The following is a 13,609-nucleotide window of genomic DNA, read 5'->3' as shown; positions in this document are numbered from 1 at the left end:
AGGACGACTGCGGTGGTGTATCGGCAGGGGGCTCGAAGGCCGTGAGCAGGGTGGGGCGAATTGACTGTTTTGGAGTGGTTGATGTCGTAATTGAATCATCGCGAGCCTTTACCGGCCGTGGTGGACGTCGTTGTGTGAATTTTTTCCTGCCGTGACGAGAGCTTTGTCTGAAAAGGACCTCTGGATGGCTTTTGTATCTGGCGTCGATACAATTCCCCACCTAGGATACGCGGCATGTTTTCAGGGAGTTTTTTGATGAACAAGACATTGGTTTTGTGTGCGCTGAGCGCAGGTTTGTTGCTCGCCGGTTGCCAGTCGGTTAATACCACCAACGGTGGTGCCGTGGGCGTTGAGCGCAAACAGTACATGTTCAGCATGCTGTCGACTGATGAGGTCAACCAGATGTACGCCCAGTCTTATCAAAAGACCGTTGGGGAGGCGAGCACCCAAGGCGTACTGGACAAGACCAGTAATGAAGCCAGGCGCGTCCAGGCCATTGCCGATCGGCTGATTGCCCAGGCACCGGTTTTTCGTCCGGATTCGGCCCAGTGGAAGTGGGAAGTCAACTTGATCAAGAGCGACGAGCTCAACGCCAACTGCGGGCCGGGTGGCAAGATCATTTTCTACACCGGGCTGATCGACAGCCTGCAATTGACTGACGATGAAATCGCCGCCGTCATGGGCCATGAAATCGCCCACGCGCTGCGCGAGCACGGTCGTGAAGCGATGTCCAAGGCCTACGGCATTGAAATGGCCAAGCAGGGCGCTGGTGCCTTGTTGGGTCTGAGCCAGGACAGCCTGGCGCTGGCGGATACCGTGGCGAACTACGGCATGACGCTGCCCAACAGCCGCGCCAATGAAAACGAGGCGGACCTGATTGGCCTGGAACTGGCCGCGCGTGCCGGCTATAACCCGAATGCCGCGATCACCCTCTGGAACAAGATGAGCAAGGCCTCGGAAGGTTCGCCGCCTGAGTTCATGAGTACTCACCCGGCGTCGTCCAGTCGTATTGCTTCCTTACAGGCGGCGATTCCGAAGGTGATGCCGTTGTACGAGCAGGCCAAAAAGAACTGACCGTCATGCGGCGCCTTTGAGGGCGCCATCGCGAGCAGGCTCGCTCCCACATTGGTTTTGTGATCGACACTGACCCCTGTGGGAGCGAGCCTGCTCGCGATGAACGATAACTCGGTCTCCTGACCTACCGCATCAAACCCAACCGCTGCTCTGCATCGCCTTGTACACCGCAACCACCGCCAGGATGAAGAACGCCGCCGCCGCCAAACGACGGATCAACGTCAATGGCAATTTATCCGCCGCAAAGTTACCCGCCAGCACCACCGGCACGTTGGCAATCAACATGCCGGCGGTGGTGCCGATGATCACCAGCCACAGTTCCGGGTATTGCGCAGCGAGCATGATGGTTGCGATCTGGGTCTTGTCGCCGATTTCGGCGAGGAAGAATGCGATCAGCGTGGTCAGGAACGGTCCAAACTTACGGGCCGTGCTGGCTTCGTCGTCATCCATCTTGTCCGGCACCAGGGTCCACAGCGCGGTCGCGGTGAAACTTGCGGCGAGGATCCAGTGCAGCATCGCATCCGAGAAGAAACTGCCGACCCAGGCGCCTACCGCACCGGCCGCCGCATGGTTGGCCAGGGTAGCGGCGATGATGCCGGCGATGATCGGCCAGGGTTTGCGAAAGCGTGCGGCAAGAATGAGTGCGAGCAATTGAGTCTTGTCGCCGATTTCGGCCAAGGCAACGATTGCGGTGGGAACGAGTAAAGAATCCAGCATCAGGGTTTTCCTAAGGGGCGGGTCGACACGGCTATGACACGTACAGCCTTCCCGCCCCGGGTAAGGTGTTCGTGTCATAGGTCTTGTCAAACCCTGCGATCCGTCTGATGCGGACGCGTGGGTCGCATACGCCATGGTCTGAGGACCAAGTATGTTGACGTATGCCGGACGAGCATGGCGCTCGTGGGAGACTACTCCCCTAGGACGGAGCGGATTCTGCCTAGGCAAAATCCGTTAGGCAAGTACTTATTTATCAGCCGCGTTTGGCCCGATAGATTCTGAAACCTTGTCCTTCAGCTTTGATCGCGCACACGCCGAGGTGCTCTTCGATCAGCGGTTGATACTTAAGAAAACTGTTGGCGACCAAGCGAAGTTCACCACCGTTTTTCAGATGTTTGGCCGCTTTTCGCAGCAGGTTCTCGGTCGCGAAGTAGTCCGTGTGAACGCCGACATGGAACGGCGGGTTGCTCAGAATCGCACTCAAACCCATCGGTGCAGCATCGATGCCATCACCGGTAATCACGTCGGCTTCCAGACCGTTGGCAGCCAACGTCAGGCGGCTGCTGGCGGCGGCGAAGGCATCCACGTCGAGCAGCGTGACCTGGTTGTGCGGATAACGACGTTTCACCGCTGCCCCCAACACTCCGGCGCCGCAACCGAAATCCAGCAAATGCCCACTCGGCAATTTGTCCAGATGCTCCAGCAACAACGCGCTGCCGCGATCCAGTCGACCGTGGCTGAACACGCCCGGCAGGCTGATGACTTTAAGTGGACCTTCGGCCAGTGGCAGCTCATAGGTCTGAGCCAGGCTTTCCAGCGATTTGGCTTCCGGTGCATTGGTCACGGTGACTTGCCAGAGCTGGCAATGCCGCGCGCTGTCGAGCTTGCGTGGTTTACCGAACGGGTTCAGTTGCTTGGCCGCGCCTTCGATGCCACTGCGTTTTTCGCCCACCAGGTACAACTCACGCCCGGCCAGGCGCGAGGCGAGGGCGTTGAGGATGTAGTCGGTCAGGTCCTTGGACTTGGGCAGAAACACCACCGCGTTATCGAATTCGCGCTCCGGGGCGTCCACGCCAAAATGGCTGCGCTCGGCGAAGCGGGCGTCCAGCGCGGCCTGGTCGCCGGCATGCCAGCACCAGCCATGAGCATCGGGCAGGCGGCCCAACAGATCATCGGCGGGCAAACCGGCCAGCAACACCGAACCCTGGAATAACTCGGCCTGACGAAGCAGTACTTCACTGCGCGGATCCATAGTCTGCTCCCTGAAAAAAAGTGCAGCAGTCTATCAACTGACGACCCGCAGTGCCTTACCGCTGAAGAATCCCTGAGCATTTTCGGTCAATTGGCCAACGATCCGCTGCCGCGCCTCACGACTGCCCCAGGCGTTATGCGGCGTGACGATCAGTCGTGGAATGTCGGCGGCCAGAAGCGGGTTGCCAGCGCTCGGTGGTTCGACGCTCAGCACGTCAGTTGCTGCGCCGCCGAGGTGACCGTTGCGCAAGGCATCGGCCAGCGCCTGTTCGTCGATCAAACCACCGCGTGCGGTGTTGACCACGAAGGCGCCGGGTTTCATTGAGGCCAGCTCACGGGCGCCAATGAAGTGGCGGGTGTGTTCATTGAGCGGGCAGTGCAGGGTCAGCGCGTCGATTTGTGGCAGCAGTTGATCCAGCGGCAATCGGTCCGCTCGGGCAGGGCGCCCGGGGATTTGACCCAGCAGTACGCGCATGCCGAAGGCTTCAGCCAGTCGCGCCACCGCGCCGCCCAGTTCGCCGTGACCGAGCAGGCCAAGGGTTTTGCCTTGCAGTTCGACGATCGGGTAATCCAGCAAGCAGAATTGTTTCGCTTGCTGCCAACGGCCTTCGCCAACGGCTTTCTGATAGTCGGCGAGGCGCGTCGCGAGATTGAGCAACAACATGATCGTGTGCTGCGCCACTGATGGCGTGCCGTAACCCTGGCAATTGCAGACGGTAATACCGTGAGCACGAGCGGCGGCGAGGTCGACGTTATTGGTGCCGGTGGCGGTGATCAGGATCAGCTTCAGCTCGGGACTGGCGGCGATGGCCGCGGCGTCAATCAGGATCTTGTTGCTGATGGCCACAGTAGCGCCCTTGAGGCGTTCGATGACTTGATCCGGTGCGGTTTGCGCAAACAGCTGCAAATCATCGAAGCAATCGCGCAGCGGACTGAGATCGAGATCGCCAAGATCCAGCGATGGATGATCGAGGAAAACGGCGCGGCGAGAGTTCGTCATCAACTGTACCTTTTGTGCATTGAACTGAAGGCGTAATCTGCCGAGCCTACCAGATGAAACAAATGGTTACCCATTGCACCAAAATGGCTAAGTTGACGCGCTATGCGATGAGGCGGCGACGCCCCCTGTAGCAGCTGGCGAAGCCTGCGTTCGGCGGCGAAGCCGTCGTAAATTCAGACTCCGTGCTCTATCAGACTGACCGAGTCGGCAGGTTTCACGACTGCTTCGCAGCCGAACGCAGGCTTCGCCAGCTGCTACAGGTGATGTCGATGCCTGGAATTTTATTTGACCGATCTGCCCCAGAGGAGCCCCCATGTACTGGACAGAGTTTTTGACCGTTGCCCTGATTCACTTGCTGGCCGTCGCCAGTCCCGGCCCTGACTTTGCGGTGGTGGTGCGTGAGAGTGTGACTCACGGTCGTCGCGCGGGTACCTGGACGGCGCTGGGCGTCGGTACGGCGATTTTCCTCCACGTGGGTTATTCACTGCTGGGCATTGGCCTGATCGTGTCGCAGTCGATTGTACTGTTCAACGCCTTGAAATGGGCCGCCGCCGCTTACCTGCTGTACATCGGCTTCAAGGCCCTGCGTGCACAACCGGCGAAACCGGTGGCGGACGATCTGCACAAGGAGGCGGGCGAGCGCACGGCACGCGGTGCCTTTACTTCCGGTTTTGTGACCAATGGTCTGAATCCGAAAGCCACGCTGTTCTTCTTGTCGCTGTTCACCGTAGTGATCAACCCGCACACGCCGCTGGCGGTGCAGGCCGGCTATGGGGTTTACCTCGCGGTGGCCACGGCTGTGTGGTTCTGCCTGGTGGCGATGCTGTTCAGCCAGCAGCGGGTGCGCGCCGGGTTCGCCCGCATGGGGCACTGGTTTGACCGGACGATGGGCGCAGTGCTGATCGCCATTGGCGTAAAACTCGCGTTCACCGAGATGCATTGATCAAACGCGCCACCCTGTAGGAGCAGCCTGCGGCAGCTCCTACATGTGCATGTGGCTCTGCAAATCATTCCTTTGGCTGATTTGGCTGGCGTATAAGAGCACTAGAGTGCTTACTTTCAGTCACAACCGTGCCGTCAGAAAAGGGATTCCTATGTTGCAGACTCGCGTTATTCCTCCAGCCGAAGGCGCTTACCAGTATCCGCTGCTGATTAAACGGCTGCTGATGTCCGGTGCTCGTTACGAGAAAACCCGCGAGATCGTGTACCGCGATCAGTTGCGCTACAGCTATCCGACCCTGATCGAGCGGGTCGCACGACTGGCCAATGTATTGACGGCGGCCGGGGTAAAAGCCGGAGATACGGTGGCGGTGATGGATTGGGACAGCCATCGTTACCTGGAGTGCATGTTCGCCATCCCGATGATCGGCGCGGTGATCCACACCATCAATGTGCGCCTGTCGCCGGAACAGATCCTCTACACGATGAACCACGCCCAGGACCGCTTCGTGCTGGTCAACAGCGAGTTCGTGGGGCTCTACCAGGCAATCGCCGGTCACCTGACCACGGTGGAGAAAACCCTGCTGTTGACCGACCTGCCGGAAAAAACCGCCGACCTGCCGAACCTGTTCGGCGAGTACGAGCAACTGCTGGCCGCCGCGAGCACGCAGTACGACTTCCAGGACTTCGACGAAAACTCGGTCGCGACCACCTTCTATACCACCGGGACGACGGGCAATCCCAAAGGCGTGTACTTCACCCATCGGCAACTGGTGCTGCACACCATGGGGGTGTCGACCATCATGGGCGCCATCGACAGCGTGCGACTGTTGGGCACCAACGACGTGTACATGCCTATCACCCCGATGTTCCATGTGCACGCCTGGGGGTTGCCGTATGTGGCAACCATGCTCGGGCTCAAGCAGGTTTATCCCGGTCGCTACGACCCGGAATATCTGGTGGAGCTGTGGCGCAAGGAAAAGGTCAGCTTCTCCCACTGCGTGCCGACCATCCTGCAAATGGTCCTCAACTCCAAGGCTGCGCAAAATACCGACTTCGGTGGCTGGAAAATCGTTATCGGCGGCAGCGCGTTGAACCGGGCACTGTATGACGCCGCCAAGGCCAAGGGCATCCAACTGACCGCCGCCTACGGCATGTCGGAAACCGGTCCGCTGGTGTCGTGTGCTCACCTCAACGACGAGTTGATGGCAGGCACTGAAGACGAGCGCACCACGTATCGGATCAAGGCCGGAGTACCGGGGCCATTAGTGGAGGCGGCGATCGTCGACACTGAAGGCAACTTCCTGCCCGCCGATGGCGAGACTCAGGGGGAGCTGGTCCTGCGTGCGCCGTGGCTCACCGAAGGCTATTTCAATGAGCCGCAAAAGGGCGCCGAGCTCTGGGCCGGGGGCTGGCTGCATACCGGTGACGTGGCGACCCTGGACAGCATGGGCGTGATCGACATTCGCGACCGCATCAAGGACGTGATCAAGACGGGGGGCGAATGGATCTCCTCTCTGGACCTGGAGGACCTGATCAGCCGCCATGTGGCGGTACGCGAAGTAGCAGTGGTGGGCATTGCCGATCCGCAGTGGGGCGAGCGCCCGTTTGCTTTGCTGGTGGTCCGCGAAGGCCATGTGATTGGGGCCAAGGAACTCAAGGAACACCTCAAGCCGTTTGTGGAGCTGGGGCACCTGAGCAAGTGGGCTATCCCGAGCCAGATCGCTCTTGTTACTGAAATTCCCAAGACCAGTGTCGGCAAACTCGACAAGAAGCGGATTCGCGTCAACATTACTGAATGGCAGGCCAATAACAGCACCTTCCTCTCGACGCTTTAAGCGCCCCCTGGCGTGCCATAAACGGCACGCCAGCCCCACCAAGCAAGCGCTTGGCTTGTGATGTTCGAGTTTTCAGTCATCCTTGCCGTGCCGACGGGTTCGGCTTGGCAAAGGACTGTTCCAGAATGGCCGGCAGCTGCAAATCACACTTTAGAGGGATCAAGCAGTACTACCTGCTGGCTATAGTCCGTTCACGGATTTTTAAGAACGGAGCAAACGCACAAAACGGGGCGATGCAACTTTGGAATGACTTTGGGACACCTTGGTGCCCAGTCATCCACAGCGTTTTTAGAAGTGCTAACTGCCATAACAATAATGCACATGGAGTAGCGTCGATGACATCAGTAAACCAGTTCTGGCGCCGGGTGAAACTGCCCCTGGCGATCAGTCTTGCTTCTACGCTCGCCGGGCCAGCATTCGGCGTCAGTTTCAACGTTGGTGAAATCGAAGGTCAGTTCGACTCGTCTCTTTCTCTGGGTATGAGTGTGTCGACCCAGCAGCCGAACAAGAACCTGATTGGTGTCAACAACGGGGGGCAAGGTCTGTCCCAGACGTCCGATGATGGCCACTTGAACTTCAAGAGCGGACAAGCCTTTTCGAAGATCTTCAAGGGCATCCATGACCTTGAACTGAAGTACGGCGACACGGGTGTCTTCGTGCGAGGTAAATACTGGTACGACTTCGCGCTGCAAAACGAAGACCTGGAATTCAAGAACGTCAGCAACGATGGACGCAAGGAGGGCGCCAAGTCCTCCGGTGGCGAAATCCTCGACGCCTTCATCTACCACAACTACGCCATTGCCGATGAGCCGGGCTCCGTGCGCTTGGGCAAACAGGTCGTGAGCTGGGGGGAAAGTACCTTCATCGGCGGCGGCATCAACTCGATTAACCCGATTGACGTTTCCGCGTTTCGTCGGCCGGGTGCCGAGATCAAGGAAGGCCTGATCCCGGTCAACATGTTCTACGTGTCCCAGAGCCTCACCGAGAATCTCTCGACCGAAGCCTTCTACCAATTGAATTGGGAACAGACCGTTGTCGACAACTGCGGCACCTTCTTCTCGCAACCGGACGTGATCGCGGATGGCTGCAACAATAACCTGGCTGTATTGCGTACCCAAAACGGACTGAGCAATTCACTGACGGCGGCTGGGCTGCCGGCTTCACTGAGTAATGCCAGCATCAATACACTCTCTGCCAGGGGCGTCACCTGGGGTACCCCGGATGAAGGTGTCATCGTTCCTCGTGGTCCGGATCGCGATGCCCGTGACAGCGGCCAGTTTGGCCTGTCCTTCAAATACATGTTCGACCCGCTGGATACCGAATTCGGTGCCTACTTCATGAACTACCACAGCCGTGCGCCGATTTTCAGCGGCACGGGGGCTCCGGCGAGCGCTTATAGTGCGGCAGGCCTGGTAGGCTCATTGGTCGGCTCGGGCGTTCCGCTGGGTGTCGCCCGCGGGCTGGCTCCCACCTTGCTGCCACTGGTGGTCGCGGGGAACTCCAGTTACTACGTCGAGTACCCGGAAGATATTCGCCTGTATGGCCTGAGTTTCTCCACCACGCTGCCTACGGGTACTGCATGGAGCGGTGAAGTCAGCTACCGTCCGAATGCGCCGGTCCAGATCAACACCACTGACATTCTCTACTCCGGTCTGACACCACTGAACCCTAACGTTTCCTTGCTCCAGGGAACGCCAGGGCAGGATGAACCAGGTTATCGCCGCAAGGAAGTGACCCAGTTCCAGACGACCTTTACTCACTTTCTCGACCAAGTAATGGGCGCCGAGCGACTGACGCTGGTCGGCGAGATCGGTCTGACGCACGTTGGCGGTCTGGAAAGCACTTCGAAAATACGTTATGGCCGCGACCCGAGCTATGGCCCTGGGCCATTGCCGAATGGTCAGTGCGAGGCATTGAACGCCAGCACCCTGGCCGGCGGACCGCAAAACAACGTCAGTCGCTATTGTGAAAACGATGGCTTCACCACTGCAAACTCCTGGGGGTATCGCGGTCGCGCCATCTGGGAATACAACGACGTATTCGCCGGTGTGAACCTTAAGCCGAACATAGCCTGGTCCCATGACGTCAGCGGTTACTCGCCTGGCCCTGGCGGCAACTTCGAGGAAGGCCGCAAAGCGGTGAGCCTGGGTGTCGACGCCGAGTACCAGAACACCTACACCGCCAGCCTGGCTTACACCAACTTCTTCGACGGCAAGTACACCACCGTGGATGACCGTGACTTCGTCGCGCTCAGCGTTGGCGTGAACTTCTAAGCACTGTATTTTCAGGACGAGCACACATATGAAAATAACAAAGAGTCTGTTCCACGCCGGTGTTCTGGGTCTTTCCTTGCTGGCGACCAGTGTCATGGCGGCGGTCCCTGCTGCTGAAGCGGACAAGCTGGGCAAGAGCCTGACGCCAATGGGCGCCGAAATGGCGGGCAACGCCGACGGTTCGATCCCGGCCTGGAAACCATTGGCCAAAAACGCCGGTACGGCAGACAGCAAAGGTTTCCTGTCCGACCCGTACGCCAGTGAAAAACCACTGTTTACCATCACTGCGCAGAACGTCGACCAGTACAAGGACAAACTCGCTCCGGGCCAGTACGCGATGTTCAAGCGCTACCCGGAAACCTTCAAGATGCCGGTCTACCCGTCCCATCGCGGTGCGACCGTGCCGGACGACGTGTTCGCCGCCATCAAGAAAAACGCCACCGCCACTAACCTGGTGTCCGGCGGCAACGGTCTGGAGAATTTCGAATCCGCCGTACCCTTCCCGATTCCGAAAAGCGGCGTCGAAGTCATCTGGAACCACATCACCCGCTATCGCGGCGGCAGCGTGACCCGTCTGGTCACCCAGGCCACGCCGCAACCGAACGGTTCGTTTAGCCTGGTGTACTTCCAGGACCAGTTCGTGTTTCGCGACAAGATGAAGGATTACGACCCGAAAAACCCGGGCAACATCCTGTTCTACTTCAAGCAGAAAGTGACCGCGCCGGCACGTCTGGCCGGCGGTGTGCTGCTGGTGCACGAAACCCTCGACCAGGTTAAGGAACCGCGTTCGGCGTGGGTCTACAACGCCGGTCAGCGTCGTGTGCGTCGTGCACCACAAGTGTCTTATGACGGGCCGGGTACCGCTGCCGATGGCTTGCGTACCTCCGATAACCTGGACATGTACAACGGCGCGCCGGATCGTTACGACTGGAAACTCGAAGGCAAGAAAGAGATGTACATCGCCTCCGACAGTTACAAGCTCGACTCGCCGAACCTCAAGTACGCCGACATCATCAAGGCCGGTCACATCAACCAGGACCTGACTCGTTACGAGCTGCGCCGGGTCTGGCATGTGGTTGCAACCCTGAAGGAAGGCCAGCGTCACATCTATGCCAAGCGTGACTTCTACATCGACGAAGACACTTGGCAGGCTGCGGTGATCGATCACTACGACGGTCGTAATCAGCTCTGGCGTGTGGCAGAGGCTCACTCCCAGAACTACTACAACGTTCAGGTGCCGTGGTACACCCTGGAAACCTTGTACGACCTGCAATCGGGCCGTTACCTGGCACTGGGTATGAAGAACGAAGAAAAGTCGGCGTATGACTTCGGCTTCACGGCAACCACTAGCGACTTCACTCCGGCGGCATTGCGTCAGGATGGTGTTCGCTAACCAGCACTGAATTGAGGCCGCATCCTCGAAAAACGCCCCGACTGGTTCGGGGCGTTTTTTTTGGCGCATCAACAACGCTATGTAGCAGCTGCCGAGCCTGCGAGGCTGCGTTCGGCTGCGAAGCAGTCGTAGGGCTGGATTCATCAATCAATTGGCATTAAGCCGTTTAGAGTTTGCGACTGCTGCGCAGCCGAACGCAGCCTCGCAAGCTCGACAGCTGCTACGGCCTGCATCCGTCCAATCCCAGGCTTGTAGCCTTTTTGTAGCCATTTGTAGCAATAATCTTCATTCCCTCTTCGTTTACCGCTAGTCTGCGGACATCTGCAATGCCGCCAACAGCAATTCAAACAAGAGCCGGCCATGACTGATTTGTCCTCACTTCCGGGCCCTGCAAGCATTGCCGTCGCGGCACTGGACGGACGTTTTTTCCGGCCTCCGTTGCCCGATGGCCATGTGCTGCGGCCTCGCCTGTGCGAACGCCTGAGTGCCGGTCTGGGTGGCAGGTTATTGCTGATCAGCGCTCCTGCGGGGTTTGGCAAGAGTTCATTGGCGGTGGAATTCTGTCAGAGCCTGCCGGCTCATTGGCAAAGCCTTTGGCTCGGGTTGAGTCCACGGGACAGCGATCCGGGTCGTTTTCTTGAGCGGTTGCTCGAAGGCCTTCAGGATTTTTTTCCGCAGCTGGGGAGGCAGTCTCTGGGGTTGCTGAAAATGCGCCAGCGGCATCAACCGTTCGCTTTCGAAGAATGGCTGGACGGTTTGCTCGATGAGTTGGCCGTGTACTTGCTACCGGCGGCGCCATTGTTGCTGGTGCTCGATGATTACCATCTGGCCCAGGGCCCGGTGCTTGATCGTTGTCTGCAGTTTTTCCTCAATCATTTGCCCGATGGTTTGCTGGTCATGGTCACCAGTCGTCAGCGCCCGGACTGGCATCTCGCGCGTTTGCGACTGTCTCGGCAGCTGCTTGAGTTGAACGAGCAGGACTTGCGCCTGACCCACGACGAAGCCTTGACCCTGCTCGATCGGCACAGCAGTTCCTTGCGCGGCGAAGCGCTGGAAAGCTTGATTCAACGCAGCGAAGGCTGGGTCGCCGGGTTGCGTTTCTGGCTGCTGGCAGCCTCCGAAGCGGGTACCCAGGGTGCATTACCCCAGACGTTGCATGGTGGGGAAGGGCTGATCCGCGATTACCTGCTTGAAGAGGTCATCGACTGCCTGCCTTCCGAGGTGCAGTCTTTCCTGTACGACACGGCCTCGCAGGAACGCTTTTGCAGCGAGCTGTGCGACGCCGTCCGCGAAGCTCATGACAGTGCAGAGATCTTGCGCTTTCTGCTGGCTCATCAAGTGTTCCTGGTGCCGCTGGACGAAAACGGTCACTGGTACCGCTATCATCATCTGTTCTCCGACCTGCTGCGTACCCGGCCGACAGCTCAGACGATGGTGCCGGCTGCCAGCCTGCACCTGCGCGCCTGTCGCTGGTTCAATGCTCAAGGATTGATCGATGAGGCGGTGGAACAGGCGTTACGCGCCGGACACCTCGACGTTGCGGCGAATCTGGTACAGAACCTTTCTGAAGAACAACTGCTGGCCGAGCAGAACGTCGGCATGTTGCTGCGCTGGAAGATGGATTTGCCCGACAGCCTGCTGATCAGTACGCCGCGGCTGATCGTGCTCTACAGCTGGGCGTTGGGGCTGGCCTGTCAGTTGGATGCCGCCGAGGAGCTGGCCAGCCATTTGAGCCGCTTCCTGCCGGCCCCATCAGCCACCGCGCAAAAATCCATGCTGGCGCAATGGCTGGCCTTGAGCGGAATCGTCGCTCGCGGTCGCGGCAATCGCGAACTGACACTGCTCTATTGCACCGAAGCGCTGGAGAGTCTTCCGGCCAAGCGTTACGGTCAACGACTGGTGTGCCTCTCAACCTTGTCCAACCTGGCCATTGCCGACGGTGACTTGTGGCGTGCACGCGCGTTGAACCGAGACTCGCTGGAATTGGCGCAACGGGTGAGTAACCCGCTGTTCGAAGCGCTGGCCCATTACGACCGCGCCCGGGTGCTGCAAGCGCGAGGGGAAGTCCTTCGTTCACTCGATGAGGTCAGTCAGGGGCTGCAGCGCCTGCAAGGGTTATCCCCGCAACGCCTCTATGCCATACGTGCCCGACTGACCTTGTACGAAGGTTTTTTGCTAGCCCTGCGCCTGCAGCCACAAGCCGCCCGGGTACGTTTGCAGATCGGTTTGACTGAAGCGCGCGCCTGTCGCGATATCAGCGTATTGATCGGTCATTGTATGATCGCCAGGCTTGAAGGCAGCAGCGGCGAGTTTGCCAAAGCTTTCTCCGAGCTCGCTGAAGCTGAACGTCTGATGCACATCTGGGACGTACCGCCGATCTACTACCTGGCGATGATCACCCAGGTCAAATGCGAACTCTGGCTGGCCCAGGGGCGCACCGACCTGGCCGAGGCCTGGCTTTCGCGATTAGGCCACACCTACATCGGCGAGCACGCGGCGTCACCTCCAGAGTTCCATCCACAACTGCCGCTGCACATCGAATTACAGCAAGCCTTGCTAGAGGTCATTCAGGGGCAGCCGATGCTGGCCGAGGGACGATTGAACGCACTGCTTGAGCATGGCCAGCAAACGGGCAGGCAGATGCTCAGCGTCATGGTGCTGACTCAGAAAGTGATGTTGTTGCTGGGGAGTGGACGTGAACCCGAGGCCCGCAAGACCTTGAGTCAGGCGATGGACGCGGCGGCCGGGGGTGTGCTGCTACCCTTCGACGGGTTACTGATTGGGCATCCGGACTGGCTGCGCGGACAACTGCAACTCAGTGCGCCGACGCCTGTTGTACAGAGCCTCTGCGAAAAACTTCCGGTTTCGGCAGGCCGTCCAGCACCCGAGGCCGCTTGCGCGGCGGAACAACTTAGCGCCCGGGAAATGGCTGTCCTGCGACTGATCGCGCAGGGTTGCTCCAACCAGGAAATCAGTGATCAGCTATTCATCTCCCTGCACACGGTTAAAACCCATGCCAGCCATATCAACAGCAAGCTTGGGGTTGAGCGACGCACGCAGGCGGTCGCTCGGGCCAAGGAATTGGGGGTGTTGGGCTAGTGATTTTTTCACACGTGCGCGACAC

Annotated in this window: 9 protein-coding genes and 1 riboswitch; of the genes, 6 read left to right on the top strand and 3 right to left on the bottom strand. The window is 59.1% G+C overall.

The window, feature by feature from the left end; translation table 11 throughout:
- Positions 1-255 precede the first annotated feature (255 nt).
- Positions 256-1,074: a M48 family metallopeptidase gene (locus AC1MDT_RS17340; protein ID WP_480418252.1), complete on the top strand. Its 819-nt coding sequence runs from the start codon at positions 256-258 to the stop codon at positions 1,072-1,074.
- Positions 1,075-1,206: 132 nt separating this feature from the next.
- Here the strand turns inward: AC1MDT_RS17340 and AC1MDT_RS17335 are convergent, their stop codons facing one another.
- The 3 genes from AC1MDT_RS17335 to AC1MDT_RS17325 form a co-directional block, all read right to left on the bottom strand.
- Positions 1,207-1,791 carry a TMEM165/GDT1 family protein gene (locus tag AC1MDT_RS17335; protein ID WP_480418251.1) on the bottom strand — a complete coding sequence of 195 codons (585 nt, stop codon included), beginning with the start codon at positions 1,789-1,791 and terminating at the stop codon, positions 1,207-1,209.
- Positions 1,792-1,879: 88 nt separating this feature from the next.
- A riboswitch (yybP-ykoY riboswitch) is annotated at positions 1,880-2,004 on the bottom strand.
- A 40-nt stretch (positions 2,005-2,044) separates the two neighbouring features.
- Complete coding sequence (locus AC1MDT_RS17330; protein ID WP_480418250.1) at positions 2,045-3,043, bottom strand: methyltransferase; 999 nt, start codon at positions 3,041-3,043, stop codon at positions 2,045-2,047.
- Between the two features lie 33 nt (positions 3,044-3,076).
- Positions 3,077-4,042, bottom strand: coding sequence for a 2-hydroxyacid dehydrogenase (locus AC1MDT_RS17325; RefSeq protein WP_480418249.1), 966 nt, complete (start codon positions 4,040-4,042; stop codon positions 3,077-3,079).
- A 313-nt stretch (positions 4,043-4,355) separates the two neighbouring features.
- On the opposite strand from AC1MDT_RS17325, the gene AC1MDT_RS17320 reads away from it, so the two are divergent.
- The 5 genes from AC1MDT_RS17320 to AC1MDT_RS17300 all read left to right on the top strand — a co-directional run bounded on the left by AC1MDT_RS17320 (position 4,356) and on the right by AC1MDT_RS17300 (position 13,584).
- Positions 4,356-4,985, top strand: coding sequence for a LysE family translocator (locus tag AC1MDT_RS17320; RefSeq protein WP_201120565.1), 630 nt, complete (start codon positions 4,356-4,358; stop codon positions 4,983-4,985).
- A 151-nt stretch (positions 4,986-5,136) separates the two neighbouring features.
- A complete protein-coding gene (locus AC1MDT_RS17315) occupies positions 5,137-6,819 on the top strand; it encodes a fatty acid--CoA ligase (protein ID WP_480418248.1) in 1,683 nt (560 codons plus the stop codon).
- Positions 6,820-7,154: 335 nt separating this feature from the next.
- Positions 7,155-9,092 carry a DUF1302 domain-containing protein gene (locus AC1MDT_RS17310; RefSeq protein WP_480418247.1) on the top strand — a complete coding sequence of 646 codons (1,938 nt, stop codon included), beginning with the start codon at positions 7,155-7,157 and terminating at the stop codon, positions 9,090-9,092.
- Between the two features lie 28 nt (positions 9,093-9,120).
- A complete protein-coding gene (locus AC1MDT_RS17305) occupies positions 9,121-10,485 on the top strand; it encodes a DUF1329 domain-containing protein (protein ID WP_480418246.1) in 1,365 nt (454 codons plus the stop codon).
- 360 nt (positions 10,486-10,845) lie between these two features.
- Entirely contained in the window at positions 10,846-13,584 is a 2,739-nt protein-coding gene (locus AC1MDT_RS17300; RefSeq protein WP_480418245.1) for a winged helix-turn-helix domain-containing protein, read from the top strand.
- The last annotated feature ends 25 nt before the right edge of the window (positions 13,585-13,609 follow it).

Source organism: Pseudomonas sp. ASL7 (assembly GCF_056680375.1).
This window is presented reverse-complemented; position numbering and strand designations above follow the sequence as displayed.